Annotated in this window: 17 protein-coding genes; 7 read left to right on the forward strand and 10 right to left on the reverse strand. The window is 71.6% G+C overall.

The features are described 5' to 3' along the window. Positions 1 to 11 precede the first annotated feature (11 nt). Genes RZ50_RS12695 through RZ50_RS12705 form a run of 3 tightly spaced genes read left to right on the forward strand, consistent with a single transcriptional unit; the run spans position 12 to position 4,440 of the window. Positions 12 to 1,130, forward strand: coding sequence for a PqqD family peptide modification chaperone (locus tag RZ50_RS12695; protein WP_196949967.1), 1,119 nt, complete (start codon positions 12 to 14; stop codon positions 1,128 to 1,130). After that, the gene (locus RZ50_RS12700; RefSeq protein WP_196949966.1) at positions 1,127 to 3,568 is read left to right on the forward strand and encodes a lantibiotic dehydratase; all 2,442 of its coding nucleotides are present in this window, start codon (positions 1,127 to 1,129) and stop codon (positions 3,566 to 3,568) included. The genes RZ50_RS12695 and RZ50_RS12700 overlap by 4 nt, the downstream gene beginning before the upstream one ends. Next, a complete protein-coding gene (locus RZ50_RS12705; RefSeq protein WP_196949965.1) occupies positions 3,565 to 4,440 on the forward strand; it encodes a lantibiotic dehydratase C-terminal domain-containing protein in 876 nt (291 codons plus the stop codon). The genes RZ50_RS12700 and RZ50_RS12705 overlap by 4 nt, the downstream gene beginning before the upstream one ends. 48 nt (positions 4,441 to 4,488) lie before the next feature. On the opposite strand, the gene RZ50_RS12710 is transcribed toward RZ50_RS12705, so the two are convergent. The 3 genes from RZ50_RS12710 to RZ50_RS12720 form a co-directional block, all read right to left on the reverse strand. Continuing rightward, positions 4,489 to 5,460: a LuxR C-terminal-related transcriptional regulator gene (locus RZ50_RS12710; protein ID WP_196949964.1), complete on the reverse strand. Its 972-nt coding sequence runs from the start codon at positions 5,458 to 5,460 to the stop codon at positions 4,489 to 4,491. Positions 5,461 to 5,945: 485 nt separating this feature from the next. After that, positions 5,946 to 7,034, reverse strand: coding sequence for a PP2C family protein-serine/threonine phosphatase (locus RZ50_RS12715; RefSeq protein ID WP_196949963.1), 1,089 nt, complete (start codon positions 7,032 to 7,034; stop codon positions 5,946 to 5,948). A gap of 183 nt (positions 7,035 to 7,217) precedes the next feature. Next, positions 7,218 to 8,435, reverse strand: a complete 1,218-nt coding sequence (locus RZ50_RS12720) for a cytochrome P450 (RefSeq protein ID WP_196949962.1) — start codon at positions 8,433 to 8,435, stop codon at positions 7,218 to 7,220. A 179-nt stretch (positions 8,436 to 8,614) separates the two neighbouring features. Between RZ50_RS12720 and RZ50_RS12725 the strand changes: the two genes are divergently transcribed. After that, positions 8,615 to 8,971, forward strand: coding sequence for an arsenate reductase family protein (locus RZ50_RS12725; protein WP_196949961.1), 357 nt, complete (start codon positions 8,615 to 8,617; stop codon positions 8,969 to 8,971). A 24-nt stretch (positions 8,972 to 8,995) separates the two neighbouring features. Here the strand turns inward: RZ50_RS12725 and RZ50_RS12730 are convergent, their stop codons facing one another. Beyond that, positions 8,996 to 9,466: a pyridoxamine 5'-phosphate oxidase family protein gene (locus RZ50_RS12730; RefSeq protein WP_196949960.1), complete on the reverse strand. Its 471-nt coding sequence runs from the start codon at positions 9,464 to 9,466 to the stop codon at positions 8,996 to 8,998. A 124-nt stretch (positions 9,467 to 9,590) separates the two neighbouring features. Between RZ50_RS12730 and RZ50_RS12735 the strand changes: the two genes are divergently transcribed. Together RZ50_RS12735 and RZ50_RS12740 are read left to right on the forward strand one after the other, a co-directional pair. Beyond that, positions 9,591 to 10,139, forward strand: a complete 549-nt coding sequence (locus tag RZ50_RS12735; RefSeq protein ID WP_308271609.1) for a DUF1697 domain-containing protein — start codon at positions 9,591 to 9,593, stop codon at positions 10,137 to 10,139. 128 nt (positions 10,140 to 10,267) lie between these two features. Next, a complete protein-coding gene (locus RZ50_RS12740) occupies positions 10,268 to 10,813 on the forward strand; it encodes a DUF1707 and FHA domain-containing protein (RefSeq protein WP_196949958.1) in 546 nt (181 codons plus the stop codon). 28 nt (positions 10,814 to 10,841) lie between these two features. On the opposite strand, the gene RZ50_RS12745 is transcribed toward RZ50_RS12740, so the two are convergent. Further along, positions 10,842 to 11,804, reverse strand: coding sequence for a DUF1152 domain-containing protein (locus RZ50_RS12745; protein ID WP_196949957.1), 963 nt, complete (start codon positions 11,802 to 11,804; stop codon positions 10,842 to 10,844). A 68-nt stretch (positions 11,805 to 11,872) separates the two neighbouring features. Between RZ50_RS12745 and RZ50_RS12750 the strand changes: the two genes are divergently transcribed. Further along, complete coding sequence (locus tag RZ50_RS12750; RefSeq protein ID WP_196949956.1) at positions 11,873 to 12,466, forward strand: hypothetical protein; 594 nt, start codon at positions 11,873 to 11,875, stop codon at positions 12,464 to 12,466. Positions 12,467 to 12,505: 39 nt separating this feature from the next. On the opposite strand, the gene RZ50_RS12755 is transcribed toward RZ50_RS12750, so the two are convergent. The 5 genes from RZ50_RS12755 to RZ50_RS12775 all read right to left on the reverse strand — a co-directional run bounded on the left by RZ50_RS12755 (position 12,506) and on the right by RZ50_RS12775 (position 19,910). After that, positions 12,506 to 12,907, reverse strand: a complete 402-nt coding sequence (locus tag RZ50_RS12755) for a hypothetical protein (RefSeq protein WP_196949955.1) — start codon at positions 12,905 to 12,907, stop codon at positions 12,506 to 12,508. A 225-nt stretch (positions 12,908 to 13,132) separates the two neighbouring features. Then, positions 13,133 to 13,915, reverse strand: a complete 783-nt coding sequence (locus RZ50_RS29880; protein WP_196949954.1) for a hemerythrin domain-containing protein — start codon at positions 13,913 to 13,915, stop codon at positions 13,133 to 13,135. A gap of 162 nt (positions 13,916 to 14,077) precedes the next feature. After that, positions 14,078 to 15,142 (reverse strand): alpha/beta hydrolase-fold protein, encoded by a 1,065-nt coding sequence (locus tag RZ50_RS12765; protein WP_308271610.1) that lies wholly within the window; start codon positions 15,140 to 15,142, stop codon positions 14,078 to 14,080. A 437-nt stretch (positions 15,143 to 15,579) separates the two neighbouring features. Then, complete coding sequence (locus RZ50_RS12770) at positions 15,580 to 17,316, reverse strand: carbohydrate-binding module family 20 domain-containing protein (protein WP_196949953.1); 1,737 nt, start codon at positions 17,314 to 17,316, stop codon at positions 15,580 to 15,582. Between the two features lie 257 nt (positions 17,317 to 17,573). After that, positions 17,574 to 19,910, reverse strand: coding sequence for a M4 family metallopeptidase (locus tag RZ50_RS12775; RefSeq protein ID WP_217680517.1), 2,337 nt, complete (start codon positions 19,908 to 19,910; stop codon positions 17,574 to 17,576). Positions 19,911 to 20,397 lie beyond the last annotated feature (487 nt).

Genomic DNA, 20,397 nt, shown 5'->3' on the forward strand with positions numbered 1-20,397 from the left:
GAGGACAACGCGTGCCATCCAGCTCCGAGACCTCGGCACCGAAGTCGTGGCTGGAGACCGAGCGGCTGCGCATGCGCGACGACGTCGAGATCATCACCGGGGCCGGTGGCCGAACCATGCTGGTCTCGGACGGCCGGTACCTGAACATCTCCCCCAGTGGCCTGATCATCCTGCGCCATCTGGAAGACGGCATGACCGGGGCGGAGCTCATGACGTCGCTCGCCGAGCGCTACCCCGGGCAGCGTGAGCGGATCCGGGCGGTCCTGCCCGACTTCCTCACCGACCTGCGCCGGGCCTCCGTTCTCAACCTCGATCCCTTGCCGGGCACCGGCATCGACCGGGCGATCCGGCACGGCCGGCTCGACCTGGTCAAGCGCTTCCCCCTGGTACGCGACCCGGGCCGATTCGCCGGGCCGGTCGCAGGCCTGCTGCGGTGTCTGCCGGTTCGGTTGCTGGTCACGCTGCTGCTCCTCCTCCCGGTGGTCGCGGTCCCGTTGGTGGTACGTGCCCTCACGGCACCGTCCGGGGAAACCCGGCCGACGGCACCGATGCTGGTGGCCGTCGTGGCGGCACTGCTCGGTGAGATCGTCGCGCACGAGTTCTGCCACGCCGTTGCCATGTCCTACAACCGGGTCAGCCCGAGGAACGCCGGTGTGGGGCTGATGCTCTACCTGTTCCCGGTCGCCTTCGTGGACCGCACCGACAGCTACCGGCACGAGGGCCGGTCCGGACGGGTGCTGATCTCCCTGGTCGGGCCGATCTGCGACCTGGCCTTCGCCGGCGCCTGGTCCGTCGCAGCACTCAACACGTCCGGTGACCTCTCACTGTTCTTCCGCCTCCTGACGGGCCTCCAGCTGGTGGTGGTCGTCGTGAACCTGAACCCGCTGTTCGCGTCGGACGGCTACCACGCCGCCGAAGCCGCCCTCGGTGCGATCAACATGCGGGCCCGGGCGCTGACGTACGTCCTGCACCGGCTCACCCGTCGGCCGCTGCCGCTCCACCTGCGATCGGTCACCGGGCGGGCCCGGGCGGGCTACGTCTGCTACGTCGCCGTCAGCCTCGCGTACACCCTCCTCATCACCGGCCTGATCCTGTTCAGCCTGCTCCTCACCATCGGACTGATGTCGTGACCGACTCCAGCACCACGCTCCGGACCGGCCCCGGACCGGTACGTCAGGCCGCGTTCCGGCTCGACCGGTACTGCGGGCTCTCCGCCGGAACCCTCTCCCTCAGCGAGCCGGTCCGGCGCCGGCTCGCCGGCCACGCCGAGGCCGAGGCGGATCTCGTGGCAGCCGCCACCTCCCTCGGGGACGCGATCTTCCCCCTCGTCCCGAGCGCCGACCAGGGCGCCCGGCGCCAGCTGCTGAAGATCAGGAGGACCACGCACCGCGGTGGCAGGCTGAGCCCCGAGGACGTGGCCTTCCTCGACGGAGCAGGTGTACCCGGAGCTGCCACGGAAGCGTGGCTCGGCGCTCGGGAGGAACTGTCCCGCAGGGCCGCAGGCCTCCAGGAGGCCGTTTCCGGCTGTGCGGCCGAGACGGCCGCCACGCTGCGCGCCCACCTGGACTCCGGGCCGCTCGGGCTGTCCTTCCCGCTGATCGCGCCCCACCTGCCGGCGGACCCTGCGGACCGGGATCTCGCGCCGGGCGGCCGGACGTCCCGGACGGTGCTGGGCTACCTGGTCCAGGCGACGCTGAAGCCCAGCCCCCGGGGACGGCTCACCACCGTCGCGCTGCACCCGGCGACCGACCAGGCTCCGTCAGAGCGCAGCGGGACGACCGTGGCGATCGGCTTCGTCCACAGCCTGTTCGCCGAACTCGCCGCCACCCCGCGGTTCGCCGAAGGGTTCAGGTACGCCCCGGCCTACCCGGTCCCGTCCGGGGAGGGCGCCGCCTCCGTCGTGCTCGGCTCGCTCACCGACACCAGCGGCTTCCTCTGGTCGACCGAACGGATCGTCGACGCCCGCCTCTACCGTGCGGAACTCGACGAGGCGGGCGCCCGGCCGCCCGCCGCGCTCGCCCCGGGCCGACTGGCCCGGTACGTACGGACCGGGATGCTCGTCCCGGTCGTCCCCTGGGAAGCCGGCAGCCGTACGCCCCTGCTCGACCTCGCGGCCGCCCTTCTGGACAGCACGGCGGAGGATGCCGTCGAGCTCGCCGGGACGCTGACCGCGCTCGACGGGGACGTCCGCGCCGTCGCAACGGCCGACCCCGCGGAACGCCGTCGCATCCTGGCCGGGATCCGGACCCGAGCCGACCAGCTCTCCGACCACTGCGGAGCTCCACGCTGGACCGCGCAGCTCGTCCACGAGGACGGAGCCGGGGCGGACCTGGTCGGCCCGCTCCCCACCGCGGTGGACACGGACCTCCGAACGGTCGCCGCCACCCTGCGCCCCCACCTGGTCCGCTCACACATCTACGACGCGGTTCTGCAAGCCTTCCGGGACCGGCACGGGGTGGGCGGGCGTTGCCCGGACGCGGCCGCGTTCTTCCTGCGCCTCCAGGCCGACAGCACGTTCAGGTCCGCCTTCCGCCGGGCACGAACGCGTGACCTCGCCGCGGACCCCGCCGAGCGGGCGGAGCGCGCCGGCCTCCCGGTCGGACGCACGTCGGCTCCGCCCTCCGCCGCGGTGCTGTACCAGCTCGCGGCCGAGGACTCCGGGGCCGCCCACCGAGGCGACTACCGCATGGTGGTCAACCAGTACGGCAGTGCCCTCGGCGGCCTGGTCACCCGGTTCGGCGGCGTGCTCGGCGAAGAGGCGGTGGCGAACGCCCAGCTCGGCTGGCTCCGCGCGCTCTTCCCCGGCTGTGACGTCCGGGCTTTCACCGTCTCCGGCCACGTCAACAACCTGCAGCACGCCGGCGCCGGCCACCTGCCGGAGATCCACTGGCCCGCGGAACGGCAGCAGCGCACCGCCGACTCGATCGGCTTCGAGCAGCTCGTCCTACGGCACGACGCCACGACCGACACCCTGGAGTTCGAGGACTCCTCCGGCCGTCCCGTCGCGCCCGTGTACACCGGCATCGTGCCGGCCCAACTGGCCACCGGGGCCGCGCGGCTGGCCCTGGCCGTTCTGGACCCCTGGATCGACGTGTCACCGCTCACCAGGAACAACCACCCGTTCCTGCGCGCCCAGGCCCTGACGGCCCACGGCTCCGAGGTCGTGCGGACGCCCCGGACGTCCGTCGGCCGGGTGGTCGTGCAACGAGCACGCTGGGTCCTCCCGGCCTCGTCGTTCCCGGTACCCGAGCGGGACGAGTCGACAACCGCTCATCTGCTGCGGCTGGACCGCTGGCGACGTGACCGGCAGCTGCCCCACGAGGTGTTCTTCCTCGCCCTGGGATCCGACCCGCTCGACGCCAGTCGGCGCAAGCCCATGTGGCTCGACTTCGCGTCGCCCCATTCGGTCGCCGCCGCACTCCGCCTGATCGCCGGGGCGCACACCCTGCGGATCGAAGAAGCCCTGCCCGGCCGGGACGAAGTCTGGGTAGCCGGGCCGGACGGCCCCCGGTCGTGCGAGCACATCAGCTTCCTGGCCTGGGACCGCCCCCACGGAGACCATCGATGACCACCGCGACCACGGCACCCGAGCATCACACCTGGCTGTACCTCAAGCTCTACCCCGGTCACGCCGACCTGCTGGACGCGACCCTGACCGACGTGGTGGCGCCGGTCGTCGACCGGCTCGCCCCCCGAGCCGAGCGCTGGTTCTTCCTGCGCTACCTGGACCTCGCGGGACCACACATCCGGCTCCGGCTCCGGCTCCCCCACGCCGACGCCGACGCGTTCGTCCTGCAACGGTCCTCCCTGATCGAGCAGTTGAGTGCGGTCGTCGCCCGGCCCGGCCTCGCACCGCCGCCCGGCCTCCCCGTCATCCCGGTCAACGCGGTCCGATCCCGCCCCGAGATCCGGTTCGACCTCTACGAGCCGGAGTACACCAAGTGGGGTGGCCCGCAGTATCTGGCGGTCGCCGAGCACGTCTTCCAGGAGACCAGCGCCACGGCGTTGCGGTTGATCGCCGGCTCGGACGGCGGCTTCGTCCACCGACTCGCACTCGGACGCCTGGTACTGACGCTCCTCCTCGACCGACTCGACCTGACGGCAACGGAACGCGACGGATTCCTACGCACTCACTACGCCTGGTGGTCCGGCCTCAAGCACGCGACCCCCACGGACGGGGCCAACCGCGACACCAGCCTCCGGGCGGCCTTCGCGCAGGTGCGATCCGACGTGCTGGTTCGGTCCGCACAACTGACCGACGCGGCTCTCACGAGCGACCTGATCGACCTGCTGTGCACCGAGATGGTGGCGGGAATCGAGAAGCGGATACACCAGCAGCCGCTGTACCTGGCCTTCCACTACCTTCACCTCTCACTCAATCGACTCGGAATCACGCCTGTGGAGGAGGCCCTGGTATCGCTGCTTGCCGCGGCTTCCTGAGCCCGGCGCAACAGGGGTGACGCTCGACGAGCCGGTCGGGGCCGGTACTCAGATCCACCCTCGGTCACGGGCCGCCAGCACACCCTGGGTGCGGTGGGTGGCGTTGAGCCGGCGCAGGAGTTGGGCGATGTGACCACGGTAGGTGCGTACGGAGATGCCCAGCTCGCGCGCCCCCGCCTCGTCCTTCTCGACCCGGACCATGGTTCTCAGTACCTGATGCTCGGCCTCCGTCAAATGCTCCTGCCCGAAGTCCTCGGCAGCGGCCCAGCACCTCTCGAAGAGGGCGGTGAGACTCGAAATCAGGCCGGGCTGACGAATGATCAGTGCGCCGCGGCTGACCTCCTCGGAGTCCACCGGAACCATTGCGACACGCCCGTCGAAGATCAGCATGCGTTCGAGCGGGCCGTTGAGATTTCTGATCCGCGCCCCCCTCGCGCTCAACTCGGTGAGGTAGTCGGCAGTTCGCTGGTCATGGAGCGCGTCCGTCCTCATGATGGTGCGCATCGCCGTGCCGCGACGCAGGGCTCGGAGATCAGCCTCCTTCGCGCCTTCGATGGCCGCCGCAGACAGCGCGCCATTCGGCTGGACGGACAGAACCTCCCGATGCGCGAAGAAAGCCAGCTCGTCGATTCGAGCCCGTATGCGGTCAAGGCCTTCGATTCGCTCCACTCCGTCCGACTCGGACCGGCACCGGCCCTCGCGCTGATCGTCGAGCAGGATGTTCACCAGATGGCGGGACGATATGACGCGCTGGAACTCCTCCTGCAGCTCGCCGAGCCTGTTCTCGACCAGCCGCTCTAAAACCACGAACGGATCGACCGCTTCAACTCTCCGGGTCCCGACCACAGCCACCATGCCGGCATCCTCCAGTCGGTCCAGAACTGCTCGCAGACTCCTGACCTCCATCCCGACAACCGGAGCAAGTGCCTCGACATCCAGGCCCGGGGATCTGAGAACAGAGCGATAGACAATCTCCTCACACTCCGTGACCCCAAGATGTGAAAGCTTGGCCTTGTTCATCCCCACTGCTACCCCCCGGCGTCATTGAGTTCCGAATCGAATCGGTCGCTACCAGTTAGATCCTGGAAGCCGATCGTAACGTCGGATACGGACAACGCCCCCCACGGAGGGCGGCAACCCCGCAGCCCGGCGCGGCAGCGGTGGAGGGTCACGACGTGGCGGTTCCGCTGCGACGCAGCCTAGGCCCGGGCGGTCACGCCCAACCAAAGCCACCCAATGTGTGACGAACGTCACGCAAAACGGGCCCCGGTCGGCGATTCGCGGGGGGTAAATCCCCCACAAGGAGCGATCCCGGCCAGTAATGGACAGGTCACCCATCGCTCTCAAAGCGCCACCGAGTCCTCTCCACATAATGGAGTGGACGGCAGCGGAAAAGACCGATAGATGGCTTTCTGCATTCGGCCAATGACGCCGGACCTGTAGGAGGCCGCCGGCCACGGGAACGGACGGCTCCCCGTCCGCGTCGCCGAGGCAGTGCTGCCGTGCTACTCGGGGGTGAGGGCGAGGACGGCGAGGTCGTCGGCGAGGAGGCCGGCGTACTGGTGAACGTCCTGGGCCAGGAAGGAGACCACCCGGTCCGGGGCGGCGTTGCCCAGGGCGGCGAGGCGCGGGGCGAGGGGGTAGAACGTGCCGGTGGCGTCGCGGGCCTCGCTGACGCCGTCGGTGTAGAGCAGGATGGTGTGGCCCGGGGGCAGGGCCACGGTGGTGGGTTTGCAGCGCTCCTCGTCCGGGCCGAGGTGGCCGAGGCCGAGCGGCAGCTCGTCGGCGCGGGCCACCGGGGAGATGGTGCCCCGGGCGAGCACCAGCGGGGTGGTGTGGCCGCGGTTGACGATCTCCACGCAGTCGGAGCCGGTCCGGTACTGGAGCAGGACGGCGGTGACGAAGAGCTCGTCGTCGCCGCGCTCGGCCGCGTCGCGCAGGACCGCGCGGTCCAGCTGGTCGGCGAGCTCGACCAGGCCCGGGGTGTCGTACGCGGCCGCCCGGAAGGCGCCCAGCACGTCGGCGACCGTACGGACCGCCTCCAGGCCCTTGCCGCGGACGTCGCCGAGCAGCACCCGGACGCCGAAGCGGGTGTCGCAGACCTCGTACAGGTCGCCGCCGACCAGCACCTCGGCCTGCGCCGGGCGGTAGAGACCGGCCACCCGCAGGCCGCCGGCCCGCTCCGGGACCGGCCGCAGCACGGTTCGCTGCAGGGTCTCGGCGACCGTACGGGCCTGCAGCAGGTTGCGGTTCTGCCGGGTGCGCTGCCAGGACAGGGCGGTGCCCATCGCCCCGGAGATCAGGGTGGCGATGTAGACCCAGATGTGGTGCTGCTCGTTGACGTGGCCCGCGCGCATGGCCAGCAGCAGTTGGAGGCCCAGCGAGCCGACCGTGGTGGCGGCGGTCGGCACCGGGCCGTAGCTGAACGCGGCCACCACGGGCAGGGCGGTCAGCAGCAGGCCGGCGGCGACCGCGTCCGGGACGACGGCCTCGGCGATCAGGTCCAGGACCAGCAGCAGCACCGGCAGCCAGAGCACCCAGCGCGGCACCGGGGGCTGCGTGACCGCGGGCTGCGGCGGACGTGGGGCTGGCACGGCGGGGACCTCCTGGCTGACCGGCCTGGCCGGTCCGGGAGGAAGGGCCCGGTATGGCCGGTTCGTCCCTCCATGCTCCCCCACGAACGCCCCGGTCACGAACGCCGAACGTCCTGGTCTCCGGGGCCCAAGGAGCCAAATCGCGGCGGATTCCGGCCCCGGAGACGCAGGGTCACCGAAGCGTCAGCGAACGGTCACCGGCAGGGTCTCGAAGCCGCGCAGCACCAGCCGGTCCCGTCGGGTCGGGACACCGCCCGGGGCGAGCCTCGGGAAGCGGTCCAGCAGGGCCGGGACCGCGACCTCGCCCTCCAGCCGGGCCAGCTGGGAGCCCAGGCAGAAGTGCTGTCCGCCGCCGAAGCTCAGCGGCTGGCTGTCGGTGCGGGTCGGATCGAACACCTCGGGCCGCTCGTACCGGGCCGGGTCGTGGTTGGCCGCGCCGATCAGCAGGGTCAGCACGCCGCCGGGCGGGACGGGCAGGCCCTCGACGGACAGGCCCTCGTCCAGCGCGACCCGCGAGGTCGCCTGGACCGGGGAGTCGAAGCGCAGCACCTCGTCGGTGAAGCCGGCCGGGGTGACCGCCCCGCTGCGCAGCCCGGCGGCCGCCCCGGGGTGCCGGAAGAGCAGGGCGAGACCGTTGCCGAGCAGGTTGGTGGTGGTCTCGAAGCCGGCCACCAGCAGCAACACCAGGTTGGCCAGCAGCTCCTGCGCGGAGAGCCGCCCGTCGCCGTCGGCGGCGATCCGGGCGAGGTCGCTGACCAGGTCGTCCTGCGGACGGGCCAGGCGCTCGGCGGCCAGCTCGGTGAAGTACCGGGACAGCTCGTCGGCGGCCCGGTCGGCCTCGCCCAGTTCGTCCAGCCCCTGGGTGACCTCCAGGGCGACGGTCAGGTCGGAGGCGAGGCCGCGGAAGCGGTAGCGGTCCTGCTCGGGGACGCCGAGCAGCTCGCAGATCACCCCGACCGGCAGCCGGAAGGCGAAGGCGTCCATGAAGTCCACCGGTGAGCCGTCGGCGCCCTGCTCGGCCATCTCGTCCAGCAGCCTGCCGACCGCCGCCTCCACCGCCGGGCGCAGCGCGGCCACCCGGCGGGGGGTGAACACCGAGGCGATCAGCGAGCGGACCCGGGGCTGGTCGGGGGCGTTGCGCTGGAGGATCGAACGGCCGAAGAGGGCGAGCGAGGAGTGCGCCGCGAACTCGGGGGCCAGGCCGGACATCATCTCGGCGGTCGCGACGCCGAAGGCGGGCGTGCGCAGCACCTTGTTGACCGCCGCGTAGCCGCTCACCACGTAGAAGTCGTCCCCGGCCGGGACCACCGGGCCCAGCGCGCGGGCCTTCGCGTACAGCGGGTACGGATCGGTCCTGGTCTCCGTGGTCATCAGCTGGTCGATGATCGCCGCGCCGTCCATCCGGTGCTCCCCTCCGAGGTGATGGCTACCGGTTCGTGAACCACGGGTGGGCACCGCGGAGTTCCCGGCCGGGCCCGTTCCTCGGCCCGTTCCTCGGCGGGTGCCGCGCGGGTCGGGCGCGCGGGCTCCGGCCGGGCGGTGTCCCGCCGGGCCGGGAGCGGCTGGGTAGGGTTGACACCATGGAGATCTGGATCAACCCGCGCTGCGGCAAGTGCCGGACCGCGCTCGGCCAGCTGAGCGCTGCCGGGGTGGAGTACACCGTGCGGCGCTACCTGGAGGAGCCGCCGACCGTGGCCGAGCTGGAGCAGGTGCTGGAGCGCCTGGGCCTGGAGCCGTGGGACATCACCCGCATCGACGAGCCGGTCGCGAAGGACCTGGGGATGAAGCAGTGGCCCCGGGAGGCGGGCGACCGGGCGCGCTGGATCGCGGCGATGGCCGAGCACCCCGTGCTGATCCAGCGGCCGATCATCACCGCGAACGACGGGCACGCCGTCGTGGCCCGGACGCCCGAGGCCCTCAAGTCCGTCCTGCCGTAACCGCGCCGCCCGGGCCCGGACCGGTCAGTGGAGCCGGATCCGCTCCACCGGCCGGCCCGGGTGCCAGTTGAGCACCCACAGGGACTCGCCCTCCAGGGCGGTGTGCACCACCTGCTGGAGGTCCAGCCGGAAGAGGTGGAACGGGGTGGGCGGCGGCTCGGGCAGGTCTGCGGCGAAGGCCGCGAGTTCGGCCTCGTCGGTGACCTCCACCGCGCGGCCGGAGACCTTGGAGTCCCCGTCGGCCATGGTCTCGTCCCCCGGGTGGGCGTGCAGCGCGAAGCGGTCGTCCCGCTGGAGGTCGCGCGCCTTGACCGCTCCGTAGATCGACCCGATCCACAGGTCGGCGCCGACGAAGTCGACCTCCGTCCCGCTCACCCGGGGTGAACCGTCCTTGCGCAGCGTCGCGAGGACGTGGTGCCTGGCGGCCTCGAACCGGGCCCGCACCAGGGCCGCGAGTTCGGGGGCCTCCTGCTCGAAATCCTGCCAGCTCGCCATGGCGCCAGTCTGGCACCCGGCACCGACAGCCGCCGGGCGTGGACGACCGGGCAGGGGTGCGGCGGCCCACCGGGGCACCGCATGCCCGCCGGTTGTCGTCGGTGGCCGGTGCGACACTGGCGGGGTGACCACCACGACCACGTACATCGCCTTCCTGCGGGCCATCAACGTCGGCGGACGGACGGTGCGGATGGAGCGGTTGCGGGCGCTCTTCGCCGAGCTGGAGCTGGGGGACGTCCGCTCGTACATCCAGAGCGGCAACGTCTTCTTCACCACCGCCGAGCCGGACCGGGCCGCGCTGACCCGGCGGATCGAGGAACACCTGGAGCGGTCGCTCGGCTACCCGGTGCCGGTGATGCTGCGGACGGTCGACGAGGTGGCCGAACTGCTCGCCGCCGAGCCGTTCCGGGGAGTGGCGGTGACGCCGGACGTCCGGCTGGTGGTCGCCTTCCTGTCCGAGCCGCTGCCGGACGGACTCGCCCGGCCGCACCGCTCGGCGAAGGGCGACATCGAGGTGCTCGGCGCCGATCCGGGAGCCGCGTACGTCGTGGTCCACCTGCGGGACGGCCGGTGGGTCACCAAGGAGATGTTCGGCAAGGAGTACCGGGGGTCGGTCACCTCCCGGTTCCTGCACACCACGGAGAAGATCCTGGCGGCCGCCCGCAGGGCCTGACGGACCGTCCGCCCGGCGGTGGAACCGCGCGGGTGGGCCCGGCGTCTGTCGCTCAGTGACGTACCGACCCCCTGCCGGAACCCGGCGTGATCTGGACAGTCGAAGCCGGCCGAGCCGACAATCGGGCCATGACGCAGCCTGAGCTTCCGACCGGAGCGGTCCGGCCCTCCGACGCCGAACGGGACCAGGCACTCGGGGTGCTACGCGAGGGCGCGGGCGACGGCCGGCTCTCGCACGACACCTTCCTCGGCCGGATGGACATCGTCCTGCAGGCCACCAGCCGCGACGAGTTGGACGCGGCGGTGACCGGGCTGCCCACCGGCGGGCCGGTCGAACGCTTCGTGCTGCGGACGGTCGGCCGGATCTCCGGCTTCGGCGGCCGGCTGAACCGGGCCTGGCGCACCGAGCGACTGCCGGGCCTGAGCCTGCCGCAGGCCGGGGCCGGGCAGTTGACGATCGGACGGATCCCCGGTTCGGGGCTGCGGCTGCACGACGCCTCGGTCTCCCGGCGCCACGCCGAACTGCGGCACGAGGGCGACGGCTGGGTGCTGTACGACCTCGGCTCGACCAACGGCACGCACGTCAACGGGCGGCGGATCGCGGGCGGGGTGCGGGTTCGGCCGGGCGACCAGGTGCGGTTCGGGAACCTGGAGTTCCGGCTCGCCTCGTACTGAGCCCGGCCGGTCGACCCGCCCCCTCCACTCAGTGCGGGAACTGGCGGGGCGGCCGCTGCCGGGGCAGTTCGTCCCGGAACTCCTCGATGAGGGTGGCGATCTGCCGGGTCAGCACGGTGCCCTCCAGCCGGTCCAGGTAGCGGTTCTCTGCGGCCAGCGCCTCGACCGTGACACCGAAGTAGAGCGTCATCAGCGGGTTGACGAAGAGCTCGTCGTCCTTGGTCCGCTCGGTGAACCGCACGTTGCCGAACTCGCCTCGCAGCGCCGCCGCCACCGAGCCGTTGACGATGCTGGGGTACTGCGGGAAGGCGGCCCGGGCGTGCTCGACGGCGTCCAGGTAGAGCGTGCCCTCCCGGCTGCCGCGCGGGATGGAGAAGGCACCGAGGTAGCCGCCGGCCCGGTCGATCGCGGCGAGGTTCTCCAGCACCAGGGCGTGGTTGACGCCGTGGTGGGCGTCGATGCCGAAGCCCAGGCAGGCGACCAGCCGTTCGGGCACCTCCGACAGGCCCGCCACCGCGGCCAGGCTGGCCATGTCCTCCTCCGGGGTGCCGAGTCCAGCCTCGTCTCCGCGCATCAGGATGTCGGTGCCGCCGTCCACCAGCAGGATCGCGTCCACGCCCAGGTGGGCGACGAGTCTGCGGTAGGCCTCGCGCAGCAGCTGGACGCCCACCGTCGGGAAGGCCCACACGGTGTCGGGCATCCCGTGCAGGCGCAGCCAGCGGGCCAGGGTGCGCTCCGGGAAGTAGCCCTCGGAGGCCGGGGTGTCCGGCTCGATCCGGGCCACGTCGGGCTCCTGCCAGACCTCCCCGGGCAGGCCGTAGAGGTGGGTGAAGGAGAGGTTGGCCAGGTGCACCTCCTTGCCCGCGGCGCGCAGGGCGAGCGCGATCGGCAGTCCGGCGTACACGTCGAAGCCGCCGCCGGCCCCGGCCACGAGGATCCGCTCGGCGGCCAGCAGTCGGGTGATCAGCGGGGGTTGCAGCAGAGAGGTCACCGGCGGACGGTAGCGCACCGGCTGGGACGGCGGGCCGGATTGTCAGTGCCGGGTGCGAGGATGCGGGCATGACCCAGGACACGGCGCTCACCCCCGACGTGCTGCTCGAAGCCCAGGAGCGGGCTCGCGAGCTGATCCGGTGCGGCTTCCAGGAGCCGGACGAGATAGCCGAGTCCCTGGTCGAGGTCCTCGACGACCAGGGGCTGACGCAGGAGGAGGCGGAGCGGATCGTCGCTCCGCTGTGGACCGAGCGGCTGGCCGAGCAGGCCGGGTGGCCGGAGTTGACGGACGTGGACCGGCTGGGGAGTGCCTTCGACCTGCTGGAGGATCAGGGCATCGTCGCGGCGATGGACTTCACCTGCTGCTCCGGTTGCGGCTACGCGGAGATCGGCGGCGAGGCCGACGAGGACTCGCGGGGCTTCGTCTTCTTCCACCAGCAGGACACCGAGGCGGCCGCGGCCGGACGCGGACTGATGCTGCGCTACGGCGGGTTCCGCACCGGGGAGGAGTCGGACGAGGTGTCGGAGCGGCGGACGGTGGAGATCGGCCGGGCCGTGGTGGCCGCGCTGGAGATGGTCGGCCTTCCGGTGGAGTGGGACGGCTCGCCGCACACGGCGATCCGGGTCGCGCCGTTGGAGTGGCTCAACCGCCTGCCGGAGTAGCCCGCCGGGGAAGCAGGCCGGGAAAGCGGGCGGTGGGCCTCAGCGGGTGACGCGCAGTTCGGCGAAGTGGGTGCCCTTGTCCGCCTTGCGCAGGGTGACCTTGATCCCGCCGACGGCCGCCTCGATGTCCTTGTCGACGGTCTTCCGGTCGGTGCCGATGGTCACCTCGGCCGTGGTGTCGGTGATGTGGCCGACGGTCATGTCCAACTGGTGGTCGCCGCCGAACACCTTGACGGACTTGGCGGCGTCGGGGCCGTCGGTCCGGACGGACAGGGTGCAGCTGTTGTCGTCCAGGCAGACCGTCACGTCGCCCTCGCAGGCGGTCAGTCCGGCCCCGAGGGCCAGGACGGCGGCCGCGGCGAGCAGGGCCGGTCGGCGGACGGCGGGGAGCGGGCGGTTCCGGGTGCGGCGTGGGGTGGCTGTGGTGCCGGCTGTGGTCATGGCCCCGATGCTAGGGGGTGGGGCGCGCCCCGCCGTCGACCGTCGGCGGTACGCCTCCCCTGGCCCCGTCCCCGGGGTCCACGCGGCCCGGCCCCCCAGACGGCTGGGTCCGATCCCCTAGGGGTCGAACGGAGTTGGCGGATCCGGAAGGACCGGCCGGGTGCCCGGCATATGCCACAGTCCCATGCCACGCGCGTAGATCGACGACCACGAAAAGGGCCCCGGTCACTCGGCGACGCGCCCCAGGCCGTCGGCGGCCGTCCCCCACAGCGGCGCGGTGCAGCGCTGGTAGGTGGCCTGCCAGTGCGGCCAGTTGCGGGCCACGTCGTCGTCGCACTCGGCCAGCAGCCGCTCGACCAGCGCCGGCTCCACGCCGTCCAGCAGCCAGGCCAGCGCGTCCGCCGTGCCCGGGCCCTCCGCCGAGCGCAGCAGGTCCAGCAGTTCGCCCAGGCCACCGAGCCGCGAGTTGCCCGTCACCACCCGCTCCATCCGGGGCAGCAACTGCCGCTCCTCGATCCGCAGATGGGTCTCCAGCCGGGCCGCCAGGTCCTCCATCGCGTACGCGACCGGCCAGGCGCTGCCGGTGTCCCGGCTGGCGATCCGGACCAGCGTGGTGACCCGGGTGAACGAGTGGTCCAGGTTGTGGTGGTCGGCCTCCAGCCAGTTGAGCAGCAGCCGCAGCTCGGGGGCGAAGCGCCGCACGATCGGCCAGATCCGGGTGTCCTGCTGCTCGTGGTGGAAGGTCAGCATCGCGGTCAGGAAGGTCCAGTGCCGCAGCAGCGCCTCGCCCTTGTCGTCCTCGTCGGGCTGGAGCAGCCGCAGGGCGTTGGGCAGCCGGGTGAGGTCCCGCCGCAGGGCGGCGTGCACCAGCCGCAGTCCGGCGAACCGTACGGTGACCGGCTCCTCGTCGGCGGCCCGCCCGTACGCGTCCGTCCGCCGGGAGTCGGCCCCGGACTCCGCCGGCGCGGGCACGGTGGGGGCGGGCTGGGGCAGCAGGTGGATCGGCATGGCACTCTCTTCACGACGTGGCGGCGCGGGTGGCGGCGGCCGGTGGAGGACCGCCCCATCCAAGGTGCTCGCAGTCGATCAGAAGCGAATCAATGTCCGATTGACGCGCAGGTCACGGGCCTGCGCGGGGGCGGTGGGGCCCACCCCCGCGCCCCCGTCGGCTCAGTCGGAGGCGGGGCCCGCCAGGTTCGCGGTGAGCCACTGCAGCGTGTCCGGGATCATCTTCTTGAAGTCCGAGGTCAGGTGCTTGCCGCCGGGCTGCTCGTAGTACTGGATGGACACCGGCGCGACGGCCTTGGCCACCCAGCTCTTGACCACGTCCTTCTCGTAGCCGTTGGCGCCGCCCGCGGTGACGTACATCTTCACGTCGGCCTTGCCCTGGGTGACCAGCAGGTTGGGATTGTTGGCCGCCTTCTCGGCGTCGTGACCCTTCCACAGCCCCGAGTCCGGGATGAAGTAGCCGTCGATCGGCACCGCGGCCTTGTAGACCTCCGGGTGCTGCAGCGCGAGCTTGGCGCTGCAGAAGCCGCCGGTGGAGGCGCCCATCACGCCCCAGCCGTCGCGGCCCTTCAGGGTGCGGAAGTTGGCGCGGACGAAGTCCGGGATGTCCTCGGCCATCCAGGTGCCCATCTTGGGCTGGCCCGGGATGTCGGAGCAGTCCAGCGCGTTCTTCTCGTCGCTGTTGAAGTTCTGCACCGGCATGATCATGATGAACGGGTGGGCCTTGCCCTCCTTGACCAGCCGCTGGTCCTCCTCCTGGATCGGCAGCTGGTTGTCGGTCCAGGTGTTGTAGCCGTTGCTCTGGCCGCCCGCGTAGAGGGTGAGCACCGGGAAGCCGGTCTTGGCGAACTTGGGGTCGTTGTACTCGGGCGGCAGCCAGATCCAGACCTTGCCGGAGACCCCGGACTTCGGGCCGGCCACCGTGGTCATCATGATCGGCCCGGCGGCGGTGTCCCGGGCCTTGGCCAGGCTGGCGGCCGGGCCGGTCGGCATCAGCACCTTGCCGTTGGCCGGGGTGGGCTGCTCCTCGGCGGAGGGCGTGCCGGGGGCCGTCGTGCCGGGGGCCGTCTGGCCACCCGCGGCGCCGGTCGCGGCCGGGCTCCCGCTCGCCGAGGCGCCGTCCCCCTTCCCGCCGCCGGAACTGCCGCAGGCCGCGAGCGAGGCGGCCAGGGTGAGCACGGCTGCGCCGGTCAGGACGGCACGGGAACGGGACGACTGCCTAAGCACGGTGAGGACACTCCGACCGATGTCACACCCGGTCCGTCTGGGACAGGGCGGCGACCCCCCGGTGGGGCCGGACAGGCCCGGGGACGCGGCGCTGTGCGGTCCCGGGTGTGGAGGTGCTCCGCCCCTCGCGGAAAGGCACCTTACTGCGATCTTATGACGTGGTCCGGGGCGCCCCGGTTGCGCGGCGGCCACCGGAAATCCAATGTTTGTTCGCGATCAGGTAAAACCCTTCACTCCTCCCTCCGGTCGGCGGGGGCCGGACGGCGGGGACCACGGCCGCCGACCTGCCGGGTCGTCCGGTTTTCGCTCGCTTTGACCGGTGGCGGCGGCCCGCACATCCGGAACGATCGGCTCAGCACTCCCGCTCCCCACCGCGCCCCCGCCGGCTCGGGCCGACGGGGGCGCGGTGCGGAACCACGGGAAGCGGCGGGGAACGGCTACGGCCGCCAGGTGTCGTTCAGTGTGACGCTCCCCGAGGCGGGCGCGGTCGCCGTCCGGTTGGCCCCGGACTCCCAGGTCACCGCCCCGCTCGCGTCCTTGCGCAGGTACTTGTACTGGAAGGCGGTGCCGCCCGGCAGCGAGAGCGCGAGCGACCAGACCGGGTAGCCGGCCGAGGAGAGCGGCAGCGCCTTGGCCGGGTCCCAGCCGCCGAGTGCCGGGACGTCTCCGACCACGTAGAGGTTCTGCCCGTACGCGGTGGTCGCGTTGACGTTGAAGGAGGCGCCGGAGACGTTCGTCCCGGGCTGGACGTACAGCGCGACGGCGTCGCCCGCGCCGACCGTCGCGGTGAACTGCCCGTTGGCGCCGACCTGGTACGTCGGGCCGGTGCAGCCGCCGCCCGGCTGCGGGTCGCCGTGCTGGACGTCGCAGTAGGTGCCGGCCGGCAGCCCGGTCTGGAAGGTCCCGGTCAGCGCGCCGCTCTCGTGGTTGATCGCGACGTACCCCTTGTTGCCGCGGCCGAAGGCGATCGCGTTGTTGCCGTTGGACCACCAGTCGGTGACACCGGTGCCGGCGACGGCGTTGCGGAAGCCGACCATGTTGGCGATCTGCCGCCAGGCGTGGGTGCAGTTCCACCCGTCCTGGTAGCAGGCGTTGACGGTGCCGCCGTTGGGCGGGCCGTCGTCCCGGTTGGTGAAGGTGTAGCCGGAGTAGACGTTGGGCGAGCCGTACGTCGAGGCCAGCAGGAAGACGTTGGCCAGCGTGTAGGTGTTGCCGTAGGTGTAGTTGAGGGTGGAGCCGTTGCGCTCGGTGTCCCAGTTGTCGACGAAGCTGCGTGCCTGGCCGCTCGGCAGGTAGCCCCAGGAGGCGCCCCAGCCGCTGAGGCTGGCGAGCTTGTCGCTGGTGAAGATCCGCTTGAGGTCGGTGCCGACCCGGAATTCGTCGACGTCGCCGTTGCCGGTGTACTCGGAGGGCTGGATCGGCTCGCCGGCGCCGTAGATGACCTCCTGCACCCAGTAGGCGTTGGGGTTGGCCGTCTTCGCCTTGATCGCGGCGAGTTCGGTGGCGGCGATGTGCTTGGCGGCGTCGATCCGGTAGCCGTCGACGCCGAGCGAGGCGAGGTCGTCCAGGTAGTGCGCGATGGTGGTCTGGACGTACGCGCTGCCGGTGTCCAGGTCGGCCAGGCCCTCCAGTTCGCAGTTCTGCACGTTGCCGCGGTCCTGGTAGTTGCTGATCGGCTGGCGGCAGTTGTGGAAGTCCTGGTTCTGGTACGTGCCGGGGTAGGCGTACTTGGTGTAGGCGGTGCCGCCGGTGCCGGTGCCGGAGCCCGCCGTCATGTGGTTGACCACGGTGTCGGCGATCACCTTGACCCCGGCCGCGTGGCAGGCGTTGACCATGTTCCGGAAGGCGGTGCGGTCGCCGAGCCTCCCGGCGATCTGGTAGCTCACCGGCTGGTAGGAGGTCCACCACTGCGGGCCCTGGATGTGCTCCTGGGGCGGCGAGACCTCGACGAAGCCGTAGCCCTTCGGGCCGAGGGTCGAGGTGCAGGCCTGGGCGACCGAGTCGAAGCGCCACTCGAAGAGGGTGGCGGTGACGTCCTTGCCGTTGTTCGCGGGCGGGGCGGCCTGGGCCGCGGGGGTGCCGAGGGCGGTGCCGAGCGAGAGCGCGAGCGCGGCCGAGGCGGCGAGCGCTCCGGCCGCGCGGGCGGGTCGGCGGGTGGGGGCGGTGGTGACCACGTCGTCTCCTGGGGGTGGCTGGGGTGGGGCAGCCGGAGGTGAAGCCTGCAGGAAGTTTCTGAAACTTGCCGGAAACTTGCAGCGCTGAACCTAGGGCCGCCCGGAGGGGTCGTCAAGAGCCCCGGAGACACGTTTCTTCAGCACCACCGTGACCAGCACCCACGGAGAGCCGGCACACGACAAGGGCCCGGCAGCCGAAGCCGCCGGGCCCCTCACCTGTCGTTCTGGTTCACCGGCCGTTCAGGGCCGGTACGACCTCAGCTGGTCTGGATGGAGGTGTCGTCGATCACGAAGCTCGTCTGGAGCGAGGCGTCCTCGGTCCCGGTGAACTTCAGGGTGACGCTCTGGCCCGCGTAGGACGAGAGGTCGAAGGTGCGCTGCTGGTAGCCGGCCGCGGCGTCCACGTTGGAGTAGGTCTTCAGCGTGGTGCCGTTCACCGACACGGTCAGCTTGTCGTACGCCGTGGAGCCCGACTCGGCGGTGTCGATGTGCAGCCAGAAGCTCAGCGTCGCCTTGCACCCGGCCGGGATCGTCACCGTCTGCGCCAGCGTGTCGGTGTGGGTGGTGCCGTAGCCGTTCAGCCACGCCTTCCACGAACCGCCGTGCGCCGCCTGCGAGGCGCTGTTGTCGATCACGCCCGAGCTCGTCGTCCACGGCGCCGCCGAACCCGTCTCGAAGCCCGGGTTGCCCAGCAGCTGCGCCGGCGTGCAGGTGCCGCCGCCACCGCCGTTCACCGCCCAGGTGAAGCTGGTCGAACCGGTCTTGCCGGCCGAGTCCTTCACCGTGACCGTGACGTTGGAGGTGCCCGCGGTGGTCGCGGTGCCGGTGATCGCGCCGGTGTTGGCGTTGATGACCAGGCCGGCCGGCAGGCCGGTGGCCGAGTAGGTCAGCGGGGCGGTGCCGCCCGAGGCCTTGATCTGCAGGTTCACCACGCCGCCCACCGCGGTGGACTGGTTGCCCGGGCTGGTGACGGTGACGCCGCCCGGGTTGGGCAGCGAGCCGACGTTGACGGCGGCCCAGGCGGTGGCGACCTGGTTGTACTCGGCGCTGTTCGCGCCGTACAGGTCGGTCGCCGCGTTCAGGGTCGCGGTGCGGGCGGCGGCGTAGTTGGTGGTGGAGGTCATGTACGTGGTCAGCGCCTTGTACCAGACCTGCAGCGCCTTGTCCCGGCCGATGCCGCTGACGGTGATGCTGTTGACCGTCGGGCTGTTGTAGTTGAAGCCGTTGATGGTCTTCGCGCCGCTGCCCTCGGACAGCAGGTAGAAGAAGTGGTTGGCGACACCGGACGAGTAGTGCACGTCCAGGTTGCCGACGCCCGAGTACCAGGAGTCGGCCGAGGTGCCGTCCTTGGAGGGCTTGTCCATGTAGCGCAGCGGCGTGCCGTTGCCGTTGATGTTGATCAGCTCGCCGATCAGGTAGTTCGGCGGGTTGGCGGGCAGGTTGGCGTAGAACTCGACGCCGGTGCCCATGATGTCGGAGGTCGCCTCGTTGAGGCCGCCGGACTCGCCCGAGTAGTTCAGGTTGGCGGTGGCCGAGGTGACGCCGTGGCTCATCTCGTGGCCGGAGACGTCGAGTTCGGTGAGCGGGTGGGTGTCGCTCTGCCCGTCGCCGTAGGTCATGCAGAAGCAGCTGTCGTCCCAGAACGCGTTGACGTAGCCGGTGTCGTAGTGCACCCGGCTCATCGCGCCGACGCCGTCGTTCTTGATGCCGGTGCGGCCGAAGGTGTTCTTGTAGAAGTCCCAGGTGACGGCCGCGCCGTACTGGGCGTCGACGGCGGCCGACTCGCGGTTGCTGACCTGGCCGTTGCCCCAGGTGTCGGAGCTCTTGGCGAACAGGGTCCCGTTGCCGGAGGTGCCGTTGCCCATGTCGGTGGTGTACTGGCCGCCGCGGGTGGCGTCCTTGAGCTGGTACTGCGAACCGCTCTGGGTGGTGGTCAGCGGGACGGTGCCGACGAAGACGCCGGTGCCGGTGCCGCGCTTGATGCCGTCGGCCTTGCTGAGCACCTCGCCGGTCCTGGCGTCGGTGACCACGTGCAGCTTGCTCGGGGTGCCGTCGGACTCGCGGCCGGAGACGACCGTCTCCCAGGCGAGCTTCGGGGTGCCGGCGGCGGCCCAGACGACGAGGCGCGGGGCGGTGTCGACGGCGGCGCCCTGCTCGGCGGCGAGCGCGGCGGCCTGCGCCTTCGGGGCGGCCAGGGCCGGGGCGGTCTCGACGCCCGTGAGGTCGGCCTCGCTGGCCTTGGTCACGCTCTTGGTGGCGCCGTTGGCGTCCTGGTGGACGATCAGGTCGCCGCCGAGCACCGGGAGACCGGCGTAGGTGCGCTCGTAGCGCAGGTGGCGGGCGCCGTTGGCGTCCTGGACGACGTCCTTGGTGACCAGCTTCTCCTGGCCGCTCAGGTTGAGCGCCTGGGCGAGGGAGGCGGTCTGCTGGTTGGCCGAGGTGATCAGCGCGGCCCGGGTGGCCTGCTGGGTGGCGACGGCGGCCGGCGCGTCCGGGGAGGCCGCCTGTGCGATCACCGGTATGCCGGTGACCAGCAGCGCGGTGGTGGCGGCCATGACAACCGCCGCCTTCCGGGCGTGAGCGTAACGAGACATGCGGACTCCTTTTCCGACCGGCGCGGGTTCACGCTCGGTGGAGAGAAACCTGGGCCGCGGGGTCGCGGCGCAGTGGGGGCCCCCGCCGGGTGCGACGGGGGTGCGGTTTGCGGTGCTCACAAGCCGTTGCAGGGTTCGTTGCAGGGTCGAGACGCGCTGCACCTGAGCTGAGCCGGCTGCACCGGGGGGTGGGGTCCCCTCGTCTGCAGCAGGAGGAATCGTGGCAGCAAACGCGCCGTTAATGACAGATGCATGCCACCGATTGGCCGATTAATTACCGAAACCGTATGCAGGACGGTTCGACAGTTGTGTTACGTCATGACGAAGTCTTGAACACGGTTTTCATGGTCCTGACAAAGTTCGATCACTACCGGAGGTGACTGACCAGCGCTCAGGACCGCCGCCCGTACCGCCGGGTAGCGGGCAGCGCCCGGCCCGCACGGCACGTCACACTTCCGGCCGTGCCACCACCGGATTCCGGCCAATT

Origin of the sequence: Kitasatospora sp. SUK 42 (assembly GCF_015776785.2) — a bacterium.
Classification (GTDB): domain Bacteria; phylum Actinomycetota; class Actinomycetes; order Streptomycetales; family Streptomycetaceae; genus Kitasatospora.

Bases quoted from the DNA above. Each gene is read 5' to 3' on its own strand.
- RZ50_RS12705 (WP_196949965.1), top strand. From the start codon at position 3,565: ATGACCACCGCGACCACGGCACCCGAGCATCACACCTGGCTGTACCTC.
- RZ50_RS12710 (WP_196949964.1), bottom strand. From the start codon at position 5,460: ATGAACAAGGCCAAGCTTTCACATCTTGGGGTCACGGAGTGTGAGGAG.
- RZ50_RS12720 (WP_196949962.1), bottom strand. From the start codon at position 8,435: ATGGACGGCGCGGCGATCATCGACCAGCTGATGACCACGGAGACCAGG.
- RZ50_RS12725 (WP_196949961.1), top strand. From the start codon at position 8,615: ATGGAGATCTGGATCAACCCGCGCTGCGGCAAGTGCCGGACCGCGCTC.
- RZ50_RS12730 (WP_196949960.1), bottom strand. From the start codon at position 9,466: ATGGCGAGCTGGCAGGATTTCGAGCAGGAGGCCCCCGAACTCGCGGCC.
- RZ50_RS12740 (WP_196949958.1), top strand. From the start codon at position 10,268: ATGACGCAGCCTGAGCTTCCGACCGGAGCGGTCCGGCCCTCCGACGCC.
- RZ50_RS12750 (WP_196949956.1), top strand. From the start codon at position 11,873: ATGACCCAGGACACGGCGCTCACCCCCGACGTGCTGCTCGAAGCCCAG.
- RZ50_RS12755 (WP_196949955.1), bottom strand. From the start codon at position 12,907: ATGACCACAGCCGGCACCACAGCCACCCCACGCCGCACCCGGAACCGC.
- RZ50_RS29880 (WP_196949954.1), bottom strand. From the start codon at position 13,915: ATGCCGATCCACCTGCTGCCCCAGCCCGCCCCCACCGTGCCCGCGCCG.
- RZ50_RS12775 (WP_217680517.1), bottom strand. From the start codon at position 19,910: ATGTCTCGTTACGCTCACGCCCGGAAGGCGGCGGTTGTCATGGCCGCC.